Origin of the sequence: Novosphingobium sp. ZN18A2 (assembly GCF_036784765.1) — a bacterium.
Lineage (GTDB): Bacteria > Pseudomonadota > Alphaproteobacteria > Sphingomonadales > Sphingomonadaceae > Novosphingobium.
Window position 1 is genome coordinate 1809323 of the sequence record NZ_CP136651.1, and the last position, 17322, is coordinate 1826644.

Genomic DNA, 17322 nt, shown 5'->3' on the forward strand with positions numbered 1-17322 from the left:
GAACCGGAATGCTGGCCGCGCAACTTTCAGAATCACTCGCCGCACAAAGCCTGTTCGCCGATTGCGAAACGGACGAATTGTCCGACATCATCGCCCGCGCGCAGCATCGCAGTTACAAGCCCGATCAGGAATTAATGGCCCAGGGCGACGAGGGCGACAGCCTGTTCATCATTCTTGCGGGCCTTGCGCGGGTCAGCATGGTTGCCGCGAACGGGCGAGAAATCGTGCTCGACTATGCCGAAAGCGGGGCGGTGCTGGGGGAAATCGCGATGCTGGATCGCGGCGAACGCACCGCCAGCGTCCACGCGATCAAGCCGGTGGAGGCATTGGTGCTTTCGCGCGCGGCTTTTGAAGATGTCGTCGCGCGTCACAAGGGGCTGGCGATGCGGCTTCTGCGCGCCATGGCGCGGCGGTTGCGGCAGAACAACGCGGTGATCGAAGCGGACCGCGCCTATACGTCCGGCCCACGGCTTGCACGGTTCCTGCTGCGCCTGATGCTGGCAGGCGAAGGCGCCGAAGACGGAAAATCCAACGGCGAAGCTCGCCTGAAGATCGCGCTGAGCCAGGGCGAACTTGGCAACTTTGCGGGAATGTCGCGCGAACAGATCAATCGCCAGCTTTCCGGCTGGGCGGAAACCGGCCTCGTTACGCTGAAGGGCGGACGGATCACCATTCTCGATCGCGAAGCGCTGATCGATATTGCGGAGGCGTGGTAAGTATCGCGCCGGGGCTTGTTCCAGTGCGTGCTGGTTGTCCTACTGCGACCCGGACGGCAGCAACCTGGGGCGGGGCGCCGAAAGGCGCGGGGGCGGCCCCGAAAGGAACCGCCCCCGAACTGATTTACGGTCAAACGGGCCGCGCGTTACGCGGCTTCGCTGTCCTTCTTTTCACTGTCGATCACCGATAGCGGCTTCTGCTCGCCGATCATGACCTTCTTGGGCTTCATCGCCTCGGGCACTTCGCGCACCAGGTCGATGATCAGCAGACCGTCTTCCATGTCCGCGTTCGCGACACGGACGAAATCGGCCAGTTCGAAGCGGCGTTCGAAGTTGCGGTTGGCGATGCCCACGTGGAGAAACTGCTTGTCTTCCAGGTCGGCCTTGCTGCCCTTGATCACAAGCAGGTTCTGCTGCGCGGTAATATCGAGGTCTTCCGGCTTGAAACCGGCGACGGCCAGCGTGATGCGATAGGCGTCATCGCCGCGGCGCTCGATATTGAAGGGCGGATAATTGTCACCGGCATTGGCGCGGGCCTGGCGCTCGAGCAGGTCGAACAGGCGGTCAAAACCTACGGTCGTGCGGCGATAGGGGGTGAAATCGAAACGGTTCATTGCAATATCCTCTGTTGAGCAATCTGCACTTTTTCCGGACAAGGCCCGTAACCCGGCGCCCCGTCGGAGGTTGGAAATGTCATGCCCGAGACCGGCGCATGACACGAAATATCATGTGTGGTAGCTTTCGCCGGTTTCAAGACCCCCGCATCGCCGCCAGGTTCGCGGCGGCGCGCAAAGAGGACATAAATGGCCGCAGAATCGAACGGAATCCCGCCGGAAAGCCCCATCGTCGGCCCCCGCGTGGAGATGTACACCAAGTGGGGCTGTCCCTATTGCGTTCGTGCCATGTCGCTGCTTGGCAGCAAGGGCGTGGACGTGATCGAATACGACATCACGATGGGTGGTCCCAAGCGCGCCGAAATGTTCGATCGCGCGCCCGGCCACACCACGGTGCCCCAGATATTCATCAACGACCTGCACGTTGGCGGCTCGGATGATCTTGCCGCGCTGGAACGCGCCGGCAAGCTGGACATGCTGCTGGGCCGGTGACGGATTTTGCCGGCGATCCGGTGCGGATCGCGATCCTCCAGATGACGTCGGGTATCGACCCGCACGCCAACGCCGCTTCCATCCGGCAGGGCGCAAGCGAAGCTGCGCGCGATGGCGCGAAGATGCTGTTCACGCCCGAAATGAGCCTGCTGCTTGACCGCGATCGCAAGCGTGCCGCGCCGAACATCGTTACAGAGGGGCAGAACGCCGCCATTCAGGGTTTGCGAAACGTGGCCTCCGCGGCGGGCATCTGGATCGCGCTCGGTTCCGCGCCGGTGTTGCGGGAAGACGGGCGCTGGGCGAACCGGTCGCTGCTTTTCGCGCCCGACGGGCAAATCGCCGCCCGTTACGACAAGATCCACATGTTCGACGTCGATCTTGCCAGCGGGGAAAGCTGGCGCGAATCGAATGCCTATGCGCCGGGTGAAGAGGTGGTGACCACGCCAACGCCGCTGGGCCTGCTGGGGCTGACGATCTGTTACGATATCCGCTTTCCCGCGCTGTTCGACGAACTCGGCCGTCGCCGCTGCGACGCCATTGCCACACCCGCCGCGTTCACCGTGCCGACAGGGCGTGCGCACTGGCACCTGATGCAACGCGCCCGCGCGGTGGAAGCAAGCGCGTGGGTTATCGCCGCCGCGCAGGCGGGCAGGCATGGGGACGGGCGCGAAACATACGGCCACAGCCTCGTCGTCGATCCGTGGGGCGAAGTTGTGCTCGACATGGGCGAGGGGGAAGGACTGGGCTTCGCGGAAATCGATCTGGCGGTTACCGCCAAGGTGCGCGCGCAGCTTCCAAGTCTTGCCAACAAGCGCGAAATTCCTAGATCGAAGGCATAATGATCGTTTTCGACCTTTCATGCCGCGCTGGCGGCCACCGTTTCGAGGGCTGGTTCGGCTCGTCGGACGATTTCTCGCGCCAGCAGGAACGCGGGCTGGTTTCCTGCCCCGTTTGCGGATCGTCCGATGTCGCGAAAGCGGTTATGGCGCCCAATGTGGGCCGCAAGGGCAACCAGGGCGCGCCGCAGCCGACACCCGCTGCCCCGTCCGAAAGTGCGGAACCATCCGTTTCTACCCAGCCCGTTGCCAGCAATGCGCCGATGCCGCCGCAGGTCGCCGAAGCGCTGAACCAGATTGCTGCGCTTCAGGCAGAGGCGCTCAAATCCTCGCGCTGGGTGGGGAACAAGTTCGCCGAAAACGCGCGCGCCATGCACTATGGCGAAACCGATGCCGAAGCGATTCACGGCGAAGTCACCAAGGACGAAGCCCGCGACCTGATAGAGGAAGGGGTCGAAGTCGCGCCGATCCTTTTCCCGGTTGCCCCGCCGAACGAAGCGAACTGACGATCCGGCGATTGTCAGGCGCGAATATCGCCCGTAAAGGGGCCGCGTGCGCCCGTAGCTCAGCAGGATAGAGCATCAGATTCCTAATCTGAGGGCCACAGGTTCGAATCCTGTCGGGCGCACCACTTCCATTTTTTCACGCACGGATTGGCGCGGTTTCGGCTTGTTCGTCCAAAATTGCGATTTTGGTGGTCGAAAGGCGCACTATCCTGACCTGCACCTCGGTTGTGGCGGTTTCCGAATGCGCGCTGGCATTTCGGTTACTGCGATTGACGCATGTTGACCGGGACTATATTTCGATGATCCTCGAAAGGTCGATGGATTATGGACGATCTCAACCAACAGGTCTGGGCTGTCGATGCGCTTGGCGCGCTTGCACACGAAACGCGGCTATCCGTGTTTCGCATGCTGGTCCAGGCGGGCCCGCAAGGGTACGTCGCGGGTGCGATTGCCGAACGCGCGAGCGTGCCGCCATCGACCATGTCGCACCACCTTGCGACGCTTGAACGTGCCGGTCTGGTCGAATCCGAGCGGGAGAGCCGGTTGATACATTACCGGGCCGACTTTGCGGGGATGCGCCGTCTGCTGACCTTCCTGATGGAGGATTGCTGCCAGGGCGCGCCGGAGATGTGCGCCGACCTGACGGCGCGGTTGAACTGCGAAACCTCGGCCTGACGGTTTTCGGCTATTTCCAGGGGGGTAAAGGCATGAACGCCGACATCGTCATCTATCACAACCCCGAATGCGGCACGTCGCGCAACGCACTCGCCATGATCCGAAATGCAGGGATCGAGCCGCATATCGTGGAGTATCTCAAGACCCCGCCTTCGCGGGCGATGCTGGAAAGCCTGATCGAACGCGCCGGGATCACGCCGCGTGCGCTTTTGCGCGAAAAGGGTGCGCCATTTCCCGAACTGGGGCTGGATAACCCGGACCTGACCGATGCGGAGTTGATTGACGCGATGATCGCGCATCCGATCCTCATAAACCGTCCACTGGTTGTCTCGCCGTTGGGCGTGAAGTTGTGCCGTCCGTCCGAAGCGGTGCACGAACTGATCCCGGCCGCGCAGTCGGGCGCCTTCGTCAAGGAAAACGGCGAGCAGGTGGTCGATGCCGCCGGTAACCGTATCGGCGCCTGAAAGGAAAGCCCGCAACATGACCGCCCCCACCAAGCGCGCGCGACTCTCGTTCCTCGACCGCTACCTTACCGTGTGGATATTCCTCGCGATGGCGCTGGGCGTAGGCCTGGGCTCGACCTTCGCCGGATTGCCCAGGGCGATCGACAGCCTGTCGTGGGGCTCGACCAACATCCCCATCGCAATCGGCCTGATCCTGATGATGTTTCCGCCGCTTGCGCGGGTGCGTTACGAGGAATTGCCGCATATCCTCGACGACAAGCGTATCCTTGCCCTTTCTCTGGTCCAGAACTGGATCATCGGGCCGGTGCTGATGTTCGCGCTCGCCGTCATCTTCCTGTCGGACAAGCCGGCATACATGACCGGGCTGATCCTGATCGGCCTGGCCCGCTGTATCGCGATGGTGATCGTCTGGAACCAGTTGGCGAAGGGCGACAACCAGTATGTGGCGGCGCTGGTGGCGTTCAACTCGATCTTCCAGATATTGTTCTTCAGCGTTTACGCCTGGTTTTTCCTCACCGTCCTTCCGCCGCTGTTCGGCCTTCAGGGCAGCGTCGTGAACGTCAGCTTCTGGACGATTGCGGAGGCTGTTCTGATCTATCTGGGCATCCCGTTCCTTGCCGGGTTCCTGACGCGCAAGTGGTTGGTCGGCACCAGGGGGCGCGACTGGTACGAGGGGACGTTCCTCCCAAAGATCGGGCCAGTGACGCTGGTTGCGCTGCTGTTCACCATCGTCGCCATGTTCAGCCTGAAGGGGAATGAAATCGTCACGCTGCCGGGCGATACGATCCGCATCGCCATTCCGCTGACGATCTATTTCATTATCCAGTTCACCATCAGCTTCTTCATGGGGCGCCTGATCGATAGCGACTATCCGCGCACCACCGCGGTGGCTTTCACCGCGGCGGGCAACAATTTCGAGCTGGCAATAGCCGTTGCCATCGCAGCCTTCGGTCTTGCTTCTCCCGTGGCCTTTGCTGCCGTGATCGGACCGTTGGTGGAGGTGCCGGTTCTGATCCTGCTGGTAGGGGTGGCGTTCCGGTTCGGGCGGCGGTGGTATCCTGATACGGTTCCGACAGAGGTGCGGTAATGAACGAATTTCAACGGTTGCGCCCTCTGGTTGATGCGGCCCGGCTTCCCGCGCTGCGGCCTGAACATGCGCGCCGAAGCCCGGCGCTTGGCCTTGGCGAGCTTTCCCCGCCGCCGCGTGTATTGCTGCTCTATGGTTCGCTGCGCGACCGCTCCTATTCACGGCTTGCGGTCGAGGAAGCAGCGCGGCTGCTCCGGTATTTCGGTTGCGAGACGCGCATATTCGACCCTTCGGACCTTCCGCTGCCCGATCAGGTGAAGGACGACGATCATCCCGCGGTTCACGAACTGCGTGCGCATTCGCTGTGGTCCGAAGCGCACGTCTGGTGCAGCCCCGAACGGCACGGTCAGATCACCGGAATCATGAAAGCCCAGATCGATCACTTGCCGCTCGCTTACAAGGGCCTTCGCCCCACGCAGGGCCGCGCGCTGGCGGTGATGCAGGTCTGCGCCGGATCGCAAAGTTTCAACAGCGTCAACACGTTGCGCGTCCTTGGCCGATGGATGCGAATGTTCACGATTCCAAACCAGTCGTCTGTCGCCAAAGCCTATGAGGAATTTGACGAGGCGGGCCGGATGAAGCCTTCCAGCTATTACGAACGGATTGTCGACGTGATGGAGGAACTGGTGCGCTTCACGGTGTTGCTGCGGCCCCATGCCGGGCAACTCGTCGATCGCTATTCCGAACGCAAGGAACGGGATGAGCCGGTCGATACGCCTGTAGAGACGGCAGGACTGGCCGCTTCGCAATGAAATAGTCCGGTCGCCCGAACGCGAAAATGCCCCCGGAGCACGTGTCTCCGGGGGCAGTCGGGGGCGATTCGAAGCGGCTGTTTCGGAAGCCGGTCCGGGGCTCAGGCGCTTTTCAAGACCCTGCCCGGGTCGGTCACCGAGATGTCGTCGCCAGCACCCCTGCGGCGGTTGAGCCAGTCCGACAGCGTTTCCGATGCGGTGTGATCCAGCGCTTTCAGGCTGCCGAGGTCGAGATGGACCTTGCGACCGGCCGGCAGCTTTTCCAGCGTTTCCAGCAACCGCGTCAGGTGCAGGAAGCTGGCAACGCCCGCCAGGCCGATGTGCGAATGCGTGTCCTCGTGCCGTTCGTCCACGTCCAGCTTCAACTGGCGCCGATGCGGGACAAGCTCGAGCAGCGACATCGCGATACCGGCAAGCACACCGGTCAACAGGTCGGTACTGACCACAAGGACGAACGTCACCACCCAGATCGCGGCGGGCAGATAGCCGTGCTGCGTGAACAGGTGTCGCACATGTTGCAGGCTGACGAGTTTCCAGCCGGTCACGACCAGAACGCCGCCCAGCGCCGCCATGGGGATCTCGCGCAGCAGCCAGGGAAGCAGGGCGACGAAGCCGAGGATCCATACGCCGTGAAGAACGGCGGACGTCCGCGTCTTCGCGCCGGCCTGAACATTGGCCGAACTGCGCACGATCACGCCGGTCATCGGCAGGGCTCCGGCCGCACCGCACAGGAAGTTGCCCACGCCCTGCGCGCGAAGTTCCTTGTTGTAATCGGTGCGAACGCCGTCATGCATCCGGTCCACCGCCGCGGCGGACAGCAGCGTTTCGGCGCTGGCGATGAACGCGATGGCGATGGCCGCGACGATCATCGCAGGGTCCATCAACGTGCCCAGGAACCCGTCGCCCGGAAGTTCTATCGCGGCGGCAAGCGATTCGGGCACCGCGACGCGCGCGATGTCGAGACCGAAGCCCCATGCGATCAGCGTCGCGGCCAGAACGCCCAGCAGCGCACCGGGAACCAGCTTGAGCCGTTGCGGCTTGAACCTGTCCCATGCGATCATCGTGCCGATGGTGACAAGCCCGATGAACAGCGCCAGTTCGGCCGCCTGGAGGTTCCACGGCGAAAGGCCAAGCAGGCGCGCGGGCATCGCGGCAAGGTTGTCCGGTCCGCTCGACATCGGCTTGGCATCGAACAGGGTATGGAACTGGCCGATCACGATCAGCGCGCCGATGCCCGCCAGCATGCCGTGCACCACGGCAGGGCTGATGGAACGGAACAGACCGCCCATGCGCAGGGCGCCCGCGGCAAGCTGGATCACGCCGGCAAGGATCAGCACCGGACCAAGCGCCGCAAGGCCGTGCGTGTTGACGAAATCGAACACGATCACGGCAAGGCCCGCGGCGGGGCCGCTGACCTGAAGCGGCGATCCGGCGAACAGGCCGACGATCAGGCCGCCGATGATCCCGGTGACGAGCCCCTTTTCGGGCGAAACGCCCGATGCGACGGCAATGCCCATGCACAGGGGCATGGCGACGAGGAATACCACGATGGAGGCGGTGAAATCGCGTGCCAGGAAGGCAAATGGCCCCCGTCCTGCGGGGGCCTGCGCGGCGCTGGTTGGCCGGGTAATGGCGTTCATCACGCGGCCTCCGCCTTGGGAGCCGCACTGACGGGTGCTGGCGCGAGGCGCGTTTCGCCCGCGAAGCGCGGCTGCGCGGGAAGCGCGACGGGCAGGGGTTCGTCTTCGCGCAGCGGGCGGAATTCGCCCGTTGTGCCGTCGAAGCCGAGCACCTGGCCGGCATGGATATCGACGAACCAGCCGTGAAGCGAAAGCTCGCCGCGTGCGATGGCCGCCGCGACGGACGGGTGCGTGCGCAAGTGCGCGATCTGCGCGATCACGTTTTCAAGGCTGATCGCGCGAACGCGTTCCGGCCCCTCGGCATGCGGGCAGCAGGTGTCGACGACGTTCTTCGCCGCCGTGCCGTGGCGCAACCATGCCGCCACGTTGGGCATTCCTTCGGGCATTTCCGGGGCGGCCAGTGCCTTCATCGCGCCGCAGTCCGAATGGCCGCACACGATGATGTCGCTGACCCCCAGTACCATCACGCCATATTCGACGGTGGACGATACGCCTCCGTTCATCGTGGCGAACGGGGGAACGATGTTGCCCGCGTTGCGGCACACGAACAGGTCGCCCGGCTGGGCCTGCATGATCTGTTCGGGCACCACGCGCGAATCCGCGCAAGAGATCATCAGTGCCTTGGGCGATTGCCCTTCTGCAGAAAGCCGCGCGAACAGGTCGCTGCTGGCGGGGAATACGCTCTTCTCGAAACTGAAGACACGGCCGATAAGTTCGTTCACGTTGGTCACCTTTCCTTCGTCGGTCGGTCATGCCGCGCTGCAACAGCGGCACGGCGCCTGGGAAAGACGAGATAAATGAACAGCTTTTCTAAATGCGGGCCGTTTCGTGTCGAAGTGTTTCGCTAATGCAGCAAGCGCATCAACCGGTCGCGATCGGCAGGCAGATCGTCGCGCGGAGCCCGCCTTCGCTGCGGTTGGCAAGCGTGAAGCTGCCGCCTTCGTTGCGGATCGCACGCCGGACGATGGCAAGGCCGAGCCCCATGCCCGGCGTATCGCGTGAGCGCGCTTCATCCAGCCTCACGAACGGTTGCATCACGTCGTCCAGCCGGTCTTCGGGAATGCCGGGGCCGTGATCCTCGACCGTCAGCACGGCTTCGGCGCCATCCTGTCCAAGCCTGACGTTCACCGATCCGGCATAGTGCACCGCGTTTTCCGCCAGGTTCTGAAGCGCGCGCCGGATCGAAACGGGGCGCAGCATCGTTTCAAGATGATCCGGTCCTTCATACGTGGCCCGCTGCCCGGCATCCGACATCGTATCGACGATGGTCATGGCCATTGCGGCCAGGTCCACCCGCTGCGGAGCGGTTTCGCCACCCGCCGGATCGACGAAAGCCTGCAGCGAACGCAACAGGTCTTCCATCTCGTCAAGGTCCGCACCCATTTCGCCGCGCAGGCCCGTATCGATGCGCGAATCGTCCAGCCTCAGGCGCAGCCGGGCAAGCGGTGTGCGCAGATCGTGCCCGATGGCGAGCAGGGTCTGGGTTCGCGACGCAAGAAGGGCGTGAATCCGCTCCTGCATCACGTTGAAGCCGTGAATCAGCTGGCGCAGTTCCGGAGGCCCGGATTCCTCCACCGGCTCGGCAGAGGTGGAGCCCACCCGCGCGGTGGCGCGTACCAGCCGGTTAAGCGGCTCAAGCGTCGCGCGCAGGAGTATCCAGCCGAAAAGGATAAGGATCAGGGTCGGCGCAACCAGCGCGGCAATTCGCTGGGCGTTGAGTGTCCAGCTGACCCGGTCGTGGCTTATGAAGCCCAGGACCGATCCATCGTCGAGCACGATGGAACCCGCAATATCGCCGCCATCGCGCAATGAAAGCAGGCGCAGCTGCAACGCCGCATCGGCCAGCCCCGGTTCAAGCGCGATCATCTGCTGGCGCAGGGCGGCCAGTTCCACGCTGGGGGTGGCGCGATTGGCGGGGCGGGACAGCGAAAGCTCGAACAGGTCGGTGCCAAGTTCGCGCGCCACACCGGCCCGTTCCGCGGGCGGGCTGCGCTCTATCAGGCGGCGGCTGACTTCCAGCTGCGCGGCCATGTGGCGTGCCTCGTCGGTCCGCAGGGCGAAGTTGCTGGCGCGCTGGAACAGCAGGCTGTTCGCGGCAAAATCGATCGCGGCGACCAATGCCAGTATCGCGACAAGCCGGCCGATGAGGCCGAAAGAGCGCCAGTGCGGCACGGGCCGACGCATCAGGTGCGCTCTACCTCGCTACGGAGCATGTAACCTATGCCGCGCACGGTAACGATGGGCACGTCGCCGCCTGCCGCCGATATCTTGCGGCGCAGACGGCTGACCAGAACATCCACGCTGCGATCGGAACTGTCGCCCAGGCGGGAACGGGAAAGCTCTATCAACCTTTCGCGGCCGATCACGCGTTGCGCCTGGTTGACGAAGGCTGCCAGCAGGTCGAACTCGGCGCCTGTCAGGTCAACGATGGCGCCTTCGGGCGAGCGAAGTTCGCGGCGGCTGAACGAGACTGTCCAGCCGTCGAACCGTGCTTCGTCGCCGTTTGCGCTCCGCTTGCCGCCGGCCGGGTTGGCGTGGCGGCGCAGAACCGCGCCGACGCGCGCGGCCAGTTCGCGCGTGCCGAATGGTTTGGCCAGATAATCGTCCGCCCCAAGTTCAAGCCCCAGGACGCGGTCTTCCTCGCTTCCGCGCGCACTGATGAAGATGATCGGCACATCGCTTTCACGGCGCAGGCGGCGGAACAGCTCTATGCCGCTGGTGCCCGGCAACATGATGTCCAGGATTACAAGGTCGGCAGGCGCATTTTCCAGCGCCACCCACATTTCGGCACCCGTTGCGGCCGGGCGCACGTCGTATCCGTTTTCCGTGAGGGCACGCGAGATCAGCATTCGCAGCGGCGGGTCGTCCTCAACCAGGACGATCGATGGGGAGGCCATTGTTAGAGCGATACCCTCTCGTGTTGCAGCACTGCAAATAAGCGCCCGTCCGGGTCGGTTCAACCCGGACGGGCGGTCAGGACCACGGTAGAACGGCGGACGGACGAGGGGGAGGGTGCCGCGCCGCCGTTCTTCCGGGGCGGGGTCTCAATCGTAAGTTGCGGTCGTTTCGCGCGTTGCGAGCGCATCGGCGTCGCTGGTGGGCGCGGGCTGGCGGCCGATACAGGCGAGCGCCTTGTCCGGTTGCGGATGGCATTTGCGCGCCGCGGCGGTCTTGCGCAGGCCGGCGCGGGTTTCTTCGGTCGCGCGCTTGCAGGCGACTGACTTCTGCGGATCGGGGTGGCAGTTCATCGCCGCGACGGGCGTCAGGACAGGGGTGCCGGCCGCAAGGCCCGCAGCGAGCAGGGTCGAAACGATCATGGTGTTCCTTCGGCAATGTTTTCGTTGCCGCCCATCTAACTACTCGCCATTTCGCGATTTGCGCTGGTTCGTGACGAACTGTTGCTGTCGCCCGGTCGCAAGCGCGGCGGCACAATCCCTTCGCAACATGGCGGAATTGTAATCCGCTGCTCACGATGCGGATGACCGCGGATACGTAGAAAGCCCTCAGACGGTCCGGCGCCTCCCACCGACCATCCCCCGGCACTCCCCAGAGGTTCCGGACCGTCATGTCTACGGGCGCGAAGCGGCGCATGTGAGGCTGCCCTTGGTCCGACCAGTTTTCTACGATCCATCAGGGCGAAGGCGCTATTTGTCGCGGCGCGTGGTATTTGTCGCGATACTGGCCGTCGCCGCCTGCTGTGCGATCTTCGCCACGACCGTAGTCGACGTTCCCGCCGCATCCCCCCTGCCGATCGGTTTCGAGCGGATGAGTCCGCTGCCTTTCCGTTCGCAGGTGAGCCGCATCAAGCATCGCCTGACGCATCTTTTGCCCGCGCGTCACCGCGCCGGAAAGCCGGGCTCCCCGGTGACGCTGGCGTTCTATACGCCCTGGAGCGGCGACGGCGTGCCCTCGCTTGCACGTCACATAAACCGGATCGACTGGCTGGCGCCCACGCTGCTTTCGATCGGCGTGGACGGAAATCTGCGGTCCGTGGAGGCACCGGCGATGCGCCGTGTGCTTTCGGCGAACCTGCATCGCCCGCTAGTCCTGCCGGTGGTGCAAAACGTTGCCAACGGCACGTGGTACGGCGCGGCTGCGGCCCGGATATTGCAGAGCCCGCGTCGCCGCGCGGCTTTGATTGCCGCAATCGGACAATACCTCGATCGTTCCGGCGATGCGGGCGTGATCTACGATTTCGAGGATCTGCCGCCGCAAAGCCTGCCGGGCCTGGTGCGGCTGACCGCCGAAACGCGGCGCGCCTTTGCGCCCAGGAACCGCGTGGTGGCGGTGACTGCGCCGGTTGACGATCCGTCATGGCCGCTGGGCGCGCTGGCGCGGTCTGCGGACAGGATCGTGCTTATGGCCTATGACGAACACTGGCAGGGCGGCGCGCCCGGCCCGATCGCGTCAGGCCCGTGGTTCGATGCCCGGTTGGCTGCTTCGCTGCGCACGGTCCCGCCGGACCGGGCGATCATCGCGCTGGGCAATTACGGTTATGACTGGCACGGCGGCGCGGCGGATGCGTTGACAGTGGAAGAAGCCTGGCAAGAGGCGCGCGACAGCGGCACGCGCCCGCAGTTCGATCAGGCAAGCGGCAATGCGGGCTTTTCCTTTTCAGACGGCGGCACGCGGCACGATGTGTGGCTTCTGGATGCCGCCGCAAGCTGGGACGAGTTGAAGGCGCTGTCGCGTTTCGGGATCAACGGCGTTGCGCTCTGGCGGCTGGGATCGGAAGATCCCGGGTTCTGGGACGTGCTGCACGCCTGGCGCAGCGGCGCCCCGCTGCCGGCGCTTTCACGCATAGAGGAAGGCACCAACGTGGACGTGGAGGGGCAGGGCGAAATCCTGCGCGTCTCCGCCACGCCGCGCGCGGGCAGGCGCACCGTCACGGTCGATCCGCGTTCGGGCGACGTAAGCAACGAAACCTATGACAATCTGCCCACGCCCTATGTCGTCCAGCGGACGGGCGCGCGTCCGCATCTTGTGGCGCTGACATTCGACGACGGACCCGATCCCGAATGGACGCCGAAGATCCTGTCGATCCTTGAGCGCTATCATGTGCCCGCGACGTTCTTCGTGGTCGGCGAGAATGGCGTTGCCAACCGTTCGCTGTTGCAGCGCATGGTCGCCGACGGGGACGAGATCGGCAATCACAGCTATACCCACCCCAACATGGCGCGCGAAAGCAGGACCGGCGTGGGGCTGGAACTGAACGCGACGCAGCGCCTGATCGAAGCCTATACCGGCCGTTCGACCCGCCTGTTCCGCGCGCCCTATTTCGGCGATGCCGAGCCGACCACGGCGGACGAACTGGTTCCGGCCGAATATGCGCAGGATCACGGTTATACCGTTGTCGGTCTTCACGCCGATTCGGAGGACTGGACCCGGCCCGGCGTGCAGACAATCGTGGACAACACCATGGCCGGGGTAACGGGCGCCACGGCGGACCGTTCGGGCAATATCGTGCTGATGCACGACGGCGGCGGTAACCGTTCTGAGACCGTGGCTGCCCTGCCGATAGTGATCCGGCGGCTGGAAGCGCAGGGCTATCGGTTCGTGCCGGTCTCAACGCTTGCCGGGCTGAGCCGCGACCAGTCGATGCCGCACATCGGGGGCGTCGATCTGTTTTCGGTGCGTGCCGACGTGTTCTTCTTCGTCGTGCTGGGCGCCTTGCTGGCGGCGTTGAACTGGACGTTCTTCTTCGCCATCGCGCTGGGCATTGCACGCGCCATCGGGCTTACCGTGCTGGCGCTCTTGCCGCGCAAACCTGCGCCCGATGCCCCGGCGGCAGGCGACGAGCCATTGGTGACCGTCATCATTCCCGCCTTCAACGAAGAAAAGGTGATCGAGGCGTCGGTGCGCCGCGTGCTCGACAGCGAATGGCCCAATCTTGAAGTCATCGTTGCAGACGACGGATCGCGCGACGGTACCAGCGCGATCGTTTCAGACGCGTTCGGCAACGAACCGCGCGTGCGGCTGATGACGATGGTGAACGGCGGCAAGGCCAAGGCGCTGAACCGCGCACTCGCCGTGGCGCGGGGAAGCGTGGTCGTCGCGCTGGATGCCGATACCCAGTTCGAGCGGCTGACGATTGCGCGGCTGGTCCGCTGGTTCAAGGACGAGCGGATTGGCGCGGTTGCGGGCAATGCGCGTGTCGGCAACCGGGTGAACATCGTCACCCGCTGGCAGGCGGTGGAATACGTGACCGCCCAGAACATCGAACGCCGCGCACTGGCGCCGCTCGACGCGATCATGGTGGTGCCGGGGGCGGTGGGAGCCTGGCGGCGCGATGCGCTGCAGGCGGTTGGCGGATATCCGGAAGATACGCTGGCAGAAGACCAGGACCTGACGATTGCCATCCAGCGCAAGGGCTGGAAGGTCGTCTATGACGAAGAGGCCGTCGCCTGGACCGAGGCGCCGGAAAGCTTCCGCGCGCTGGCACGGCAGCGGTTCCGCTGGGCCTATGGAACGCTGCAATGCCTGTGGAAGCACCGCGCGGTGCTGGCGCGGCGCAAGCCGGGCGGGCTCGCCTTCATCGGGATGCCGCAGGCGTGGCTGTTCCAGGTGCTGTTCGCGGTGGTTTCCCCGCTGATCGACCTTGCCCTTCTCGCCTCGATTGCGGGAACCGCGCTGCGCGTGGCGGAGCACGGGTGGGCGCAGACGCAGACGGACGTGCTGCGCATGGCCGCGTTCTGGCTGGCCTTTACCACGGTTGACCTGCTGTGCGGAGCGGTGGCGTGGCACCTTGACGTGCGCGACCGTCGCCTGCCTGCCTTGCGGCTGCTTTCGCAGCGGTTCGTTTATCGCCAACTGATGTACGGCGTGGTGATCCGCGCAATCGGATCGGCCATCGCCGGTCTGGGCATCGGCTGGGGCAAGCTTGAACGGACCGGCCGGGTGAGCGCCGATACCCTATCCGTGCGGGAGGTGAAGGACGGTCACGAGTCCGGGCTGCCCGTCCGGCCTGCCTGACAGGTCCAGCTTGCCGCCATGCAGGCGGGCGACCGCCGCCACCATCGCAAGGCCGAGCCCCGCACCGGGCCGGGTACGCGCGTTGTCGAGGCGGGAAAAGCGGGTCACGGCGCGCGCGCGGTCCGCTTCCGCTATGCCGGGGCCGTTGTCGATCACCGTAACTTCGCCGCCATCGCCGGCCGGGTAACAGGCAACGTCGATACGGTCGCCGCCATATTTGATGGCGTTGTCGATCAGGTTCGAAAGCGCGCGCGACACCATTTCCCGATCCGCGCGAATCTCGACTTTCGCGGTGCTGCATTGCAGCTCTATCCCTGACTGTTCGGCCAGCGGTTCGTAAAGTTCGGCAATGTCGGCACAGACCGCGCCCAGGTCCAGCAGGCTGCGCCGGTCGGCTACGGTGGCGCTTTCAAGGCGCGAAAGCTCAAGCGCGGTGGTCAGCATCGCTTCGAGCGCGTCCGCATCCTGCCGCGCCAGTTGCAGGGCATCCGCGGCCGGGCCTTCGGGGACCTTCATCGCGGCGGTGTCTATCGAGGCGCTGAGACGCGCGACCGGGGACCGCAAATCGTGCGCCAGCGATCCTGCCACACCGCGCAACTCGCCCACCAACACGTCGATGCGTTCGGCCATCAGGTTCATCTGCCGCCGCAGGTGATCGAAGCCGTCGCCCACGTTTTCACGCGGGACGCGCGCCGCGAAATCGCCTTCGGCCAATGCCTCGGCTGTTTCCGCGATGGCATGGGTGCGCCGGCTGATCACATAGCCGAGCGTCAGCGCGGCGCTGAGCGCGATCAGCACGGTCAGGGCGATGGTGAGGCCGATCGCTTCGGCAAATGCGATATCGAAGTGCAGTTCGCTTTCGGTCGCGGTGCCCACGATCAGGCGCGATCCGTCCGACAGGTCGCTGGATACGGCGAGGGCATCGATCGGCGGCGCCTGCGGTTGCTGCGTCACCTTAACCCGTGCCGGATTTCCCGAAGGCACGTTGGCAGGCGCCTGGACCAGGTTGTTGAGCAGGGTGGGGCCGTTGCCCAGCAAGGCGATGAATATGGCCGGATCGTCCGCGCTGCCCTGCCGCGCGGCGATATACTGGCGAAGCTCCGCCCCGCCGCCGTCGTAATAGGCGGCCAGCAAGTCGTCCCGGACGTCGAGCACTTCGCGCGTGCGCCCCTGGTGGATGATCGAGGCCATCTGCGCGCGCAGGAAATAGAGCGCCGTGCCCGTGGAGACGAGCTGGGCGAGGAAGATAGCCAGCACCAGCCCCGCGACGGTAGAGGAAAGCAGCCGTCGCAAGCCGCGCCTGCCGTCAGTCGGCCGCGAGGCGGTAGCCGGCGCCCCGCACGGTGTGCAGCAGGGGCTTCGACTCGCCATCGTCGATCTTGCGGCGCAGGCGGCTGATGTGGACGTCGATCACGTTGGTTCCGGGGTCGAAGTGATAGTCCCACACCGCTTCCAGCAGCATCGTGCGCGTCACGACTTCGCCCTGGTGCAGCATCAGGTATTCAAGCAGGCGGAATTCGCGCGGTTGCACGGCAACCTTGCGTTCGCCGCGCTTCACCTGGCGCGATAGCCGGTCCAGTTCCAGATCGCCGCAGCGAAGGATCGCCTGCTGGACCTGACCGCCCGGCGCGTGGCGCCGTTGCAGCACCTGAACGCGCGCCAGCAGTTCGGCAAAGGAGAACGGCTTTGTCAGGTAATCGTCGGCTCCGGCGGTCAGTCCTTCCACCCTGTCATCCGCGGCGCCAAGCGCGGACAGCACGAGGATGGGGGTTGTCACCCCGGCGGCGCGAACGGCCTTCATCACCGCCATGCCGTCCATGCCGGGCAGCATCCGGTCGAGGATCACTACATCGAATTCGCTGTCGCTGGCCAGGAACAGACCGTCGCGTCCGTTGGCGGCACGATCGACGACATAGTTCGCTTCGGTCAGGCCTTGCACGACATATTCGGCCAGTCGGTCGTCGTCCTCGATTACCAGTATGCGTCCCGACATCCGCTGTAATCCCTCTTGTGGCGGGCTGACGACATGCGACTTAGCGACTTGCGCGCGCGCGGCAAGGTGTGTGTCGGAATTCGTGTGGAATCGATCCGGGCGCGGCAACAGGGGATACTTGCGGCAAATCGTTGGATTCCGCGCACCTTCGCACTTGCAAGCCCATTGAAACTGTGATTCTGTAAGCCATGGCCCGTCGCCGCACATCGCCCAAGCTTCCCCGTGAAAGCCTGACCCAGACGCTGGCGCTTGTCGCGTTGCTGGCGCTGGGTGCGATCGGGCTTGCCGGGCCAAGCGGATTGCTCGCCTGGGGAGAGAACAGCCGCGTGCTGGCGCAGCGCCAGCGCGAAGTGCATCGCCTGACGGCAGAGACCGACGAGCTGCGCAACAAGGTCAACCTGCTAGACCCCAAGCACGCCGATCCCGACCTTGTCGGGGAATTGCTGCGCAGCAAGCTGAACGTCGCCCATCCCGACGAAGTCGTGATCCAGCGCTGACACTTGCCTGCCAGCAAACATCGCATTTCGGGCTTGCATGGATTTCGCGGGACGCGGGCTGAATCGTCCTGCGGTTGC

Annotated in this window: 18 protein-coding genes and 1 tRNA gene; 11 read left to right on the forward strand and 8 right to left on the reverse strand. The window is 64.7% G+C overall.

The window, feature by feature from the left end:
- Positions 1-8: 8 nt before the first annotated feature.
- A complete protein-coding gene (locus RXV95_RS08755) occupies positions 9-716 on the forward strand; it encodes a Crp/Fnr family transcriptional regulator (RefSeq protein WP_338465671.1) in 708 nt (235 codons plus the stop codon).
- Between the two features lie 146 nt (positions 717-862).
- Here the strand turns inward: RXV95_RS08755 and RXV95_RS08760 are convergent, their stop codons facing one another.
- On the reverse strand, positions 863-1330 hold the full coding sequence (locus RXV95_RS08760) for an Hsp20 family protein (protein ID WP_338465672.1): 468 nt from the start codon (positions 1328-1330) through the stop codon (positions 863-865).
- Between the two features lie 189 nt (positions 1331-1519).
- Between RXV95_RS08760 and grxC the strand changes: the two genes are divergently transcribed.
- The 8 genes from grxC to arsH all read left to right on the forward strand — a co-directional run bounded on the left by grxC (position 1520) and on the right by arsH (position 6142).
- The gene (gene grxC / locus RXV95_RS08765; RefSeq protein WP_338465673.1) at positions 1520-1822 is read left to right on the forward strand and encodes a glutaredoxin 3; all 303 of its coding nucleotides are present in this window, start codon (positions 1520-1522) and stop codon (positions 1820-1822) included.
- Positions 1819-2661 carry a carbon-nitrogen hydrolase family protein gene (locus RXV95_RS08770; protein ID WP_338465674.1) on the forward strand — a complete coding sequence of 281 codons (843 nt, stop codon included), beginning with the start codon at positions 1819-1821 and terminating at the stop codon, positions 2659-2661. The genes grxC and RXV95_RS08770 overlap by 4 nt, the downstream gene beginning before the upstream one ends.
- Positions 2661-3164, forward strand: a complete 504-nt coding sequence (locus tag RXV95_RS08775; protein ID WP_338465675.1) for a DUF1178 family protein — start codon at positions 2661-2663, stop codon at positions 3162-3164. The genes RXV95_RS08770 and RXV95_RS08775 overlap by 1 nt, the downstream gene beginning before the upstream one ends.
- 48 nt (positions 3165-3212) lie before the next feature.
- Positions 3213-3289, forward strand: a tRNA-Arg gene (locus RXV95_RS08780).
- Between the two features lie 199 nt (positions 3290-3488).
- Positions 3489-3839 carry a metalloregulator ArsR/SmtB family transcription factor gene (locus RXV95_RS08785; protein WP_338465676.1) on the forward strand — a complete coding sequence of 117 codons (351 nt, stop codon included), beginning with the start codon at positions 3489-3491 and terminating at the stop codon, positions 3837-3839.
- A 32-nt stretch (positions 3840-3871) separates the two neighbouring features.
- On the forward strand, positions 3872-4303 hold the full coding sequence (gene arsC / locus RXV95_RS08790) for an arsenate reductase (glutaredoxin) (RefSeq protein WP_338465677.1): 432 nt from the start codon (positions 3872-3874) through the stop codon (positions 4301-4303).
- 16 nt (positions 4304-4319) lie between these two features.
- Positions 4320-5390: an ACR3 family arsenite efflux transporter gene (arsB, locus tag RXV95_RS08795; RefSeq protein ID WP_338465678.1), complete on the forward strand. Its 1071-nt coding sequence runs from the start codon at positions 4320-4322 to the stop codon at positions 5388-5390.
- Entirely contained in the window at positions 5390-6142 is a 753-nt protein-coding gene (gene arsH / locus RXV95_RS08800; RefSeq protein WP_338465679.1) for an arsenical resistance protein ArsH, read from the forward strand. The genes arsB and arsH overlap by 1 nt, the downstream gene beginning before the upstream one ends.
- A 101-nt stretch (positions 6143-6243) precedes the next feature.
- Here arsH and RXV95_RS08805 read toward each other — a convergent pair whose 3' ends face one another.
- From RXV95_RS08805 to RXV95_RS08825, 5 genes are all read right to left on the reverse strand, one after another.
- Complete coding sequence (locus tag RXV95_RS08805) at positions 6244-7782, reverse strand: SulP family inorganic anion transporter (protein ID WP_338465680.1); 1539 nt, start codon at positions 7780-7782, stop codon at positions 6244-6246.
- Positions 7782-8504 (reverse strand): carbonic anhydrase, encoded by a 723-nt coding sequence (locus tag RXV95_RS08810; protein WP_338465681.1) that lies wholly within the window; start codon positions 8502-8504, stop codon positions 7782-7784. The genes RXV95_RS08805 and RXV95_RS08810 overlap by 1 nt, the downstream gene beginning before the upstream one ends.
- Positions 8505-8643: 139 nt before the next feature.
- Positions 8644-9966 (reverse strand): ATP-binding protein, encoded by a 1323-nt coding sequence (locus RXV95_RS08815; RefSeq protein ID WP_338465682.1) that lies wholly within the window; start codon positions 9964-9966, stop codon positions 8644-8646.
- A complete protein-coding gene (locus tag RXV95_RS08820; protein WP_338465683.1) occupies positions 9966-10679 on the reverse strand; it encodes a response regulator transcription factor in 714 nt (237 codons plus the stop codon). The genes RXV95_RS08815 and RXV95_RS08820 overlap by 1 nt, the downstream gene beginning before the upstream one ends.
- A 147-nt stretch (positions 10680-10826) precedes the next feature.
- A complete protein-coding gene (locus RXV95_RS08825; protein ID WP_338465684.1) occupies positions 10827-11099 on the reverse strand; it encodes a hypothetical protein in 273 nt (90 codons plus the stop codon).
- Positions 11100-11385: 286 nt separating this feature from the next.
- Here RXV95_RS08825 and RXV95_RS08830 point away from each other — a divergent pair, with 286 nt between their 5' ends.
- Entirely contained in the window at positions 11386-14754 is a 3369-nt protein-coding gene (locus tag RXV95_RS08830) for a glycosyltransferase (RefSeq protein ID WP_338465685.1), read from the forward strand.
- On the opposite strand, the gene RXV95_RS08835 is transcribed toward RXV95_RS08830, so the two are convergent.
- Together RXV95_RS08835 and RXV95_RS08840 are read right to left on the reverse strand one after the other, a co-directional pair.
- Positions 14695-16047 carry a HAMP domain-containing sensor histidine kinase gene (locus RXV95_RS08835; RefSeq protein WP_338465686.1) on the reverse strand — a complete coding sequence of 451 codons (1353 nt, stop codon included), beginning with the start codon at positions 16045-16047 and terminating at the stop codon, positions 14695-14697. The genes RXV95_RS08830 and RXV95_RS08835 overlap by 60 nt on opposite strands.
- Positions 16048-16060: 13 nt before the next feature.
- Positions 16061-16747 carry a response regulator transcription factor gene (locus RXV95_RS08840; protein WP_338465687.1) on the reverse strand — a complete coding sequence of 229 codons (687 nt, stop codon included), beginning with the start codon at positions 16745-16747 and terminating at the stop codon, positions 16061-16063.
- 188 nt (positions 16748-16935) lie between these two features.
- On the opposite strand from RXV95_RS08840, the gene RXV95_RS08845 reads away from it, so the two are divergent.
- Positions 16936-17244, forward strand: coding sequence for a septum formation initiator family protein (locus RXV95_RS08845; protein ID WP_338465688.1), 309 nt, complete (start codon positions 16936-16938; stop codon positions 17242-17244).
- The last annotated feature ends 78 nt before the right edge of the window (positions 17245-17322 follow it).

Excerpts from the sequence above, each read along its gene's own strand:
- RXV95_RS08755 (WP_338465671.1), top strand. The coding sequence starts at position 9 with ATGCTGGCCGCGCAACTTTCAGAATCACTCGCCGCACAAAGCCTGTTC.
- RXV95_RS08760 (WP_338465672.1), bottom strand. The coding sequence starts at position 1,330 with ATGAACCGTTTCGATTTCACCCCCTATCGCCGCACGACCGTAGGTTTT.
- grxC (WP_338465673.1), top strand. The coding sequence starts at position 1,520 with ATGGCCGCAGAATCGAACGGAATCCCGCCGGAAAGCCCCATCGTCGGC.
- RXV95_RS08775 (WP_338465675.1), top strand. The coding sequence starts at position 2,661 with ATGATCGTTTTCGACCTTTCATGCCGCGCTGGCGGCCACCGTTTCGAG.
- RXV95_RS08785 (WP_338465676.1), top strand. The coding sequence starts at position 3,489 with ATGGACGATCTCAACCAACAGGTCTGGGCTGTCGATGCGCTTGGCGCG.
- arsC (WP_338465677.1), top strand. The coding sequence starts at position 3,872 with ATGAACGCCGACATCGTCATCTATCACAACCCCGAATGCGGCACGTCG.
- arsB (WP_338465678.1), top strand. The coding sequence starts at position 4,320 with ATGACCGCCCCCACCAAGCGCGCGCGACTCTCGTTCCTCGACCGCTAC.
- arsH (WP_338465679.1), top strand. The coding sequence starts at position 5,390 with ATGAACGAATTTCAACGGTTGCGCCCTCTGGTTGATGCGGCCCGGCTT.
- RXV95_RS08805 (WP_338465680.1), bottom strand. The coding sequence starts at position 7,782 with ATGAACGCCATTACCCGGCCAACCAGCGCCGCGCAGGCCCCCGCAGGA.
- RXV95_RS08815 (WP_338465682.1), bottom strand. The coding sequence starts at position 9,966 with ATGCGTCGGCCCGTGCCGCACTGGCGCTCTTTCGGCCTCATCGGCCGG.
- RXV95_RS08820 (WP_338465683.1), bottom strand. The coding sequence starts at position 10,679 with ATGGCCTCCCCATCGATCGTCCTGGTTGAGGACGACCCGCCGCTGCGA.
- RXV95_RS08825 (WP_338465684.1), bottom strand. The coding sequence starts at position 11,099 with ATGATCGTTTCGACCCTGCTCGCTGCGGGCCTTGCGGCCGGCACCCCT.
- RXV95_RS08840 (WP_338465687.1), bottom strand. The coding sequence starts at position 16,747 with ATGTCGGGACGCATACTGGTAATCGAGGACGACGACCGACTGGCCGAA.
- RXV95_RS08845 (WP_338465688.1), top strand. The coding sequence starts at position 16,936 with ATGGCCCGTCGCCGCACATCGCCCAAGCTTCCCCGTGAAAGCCTGACC.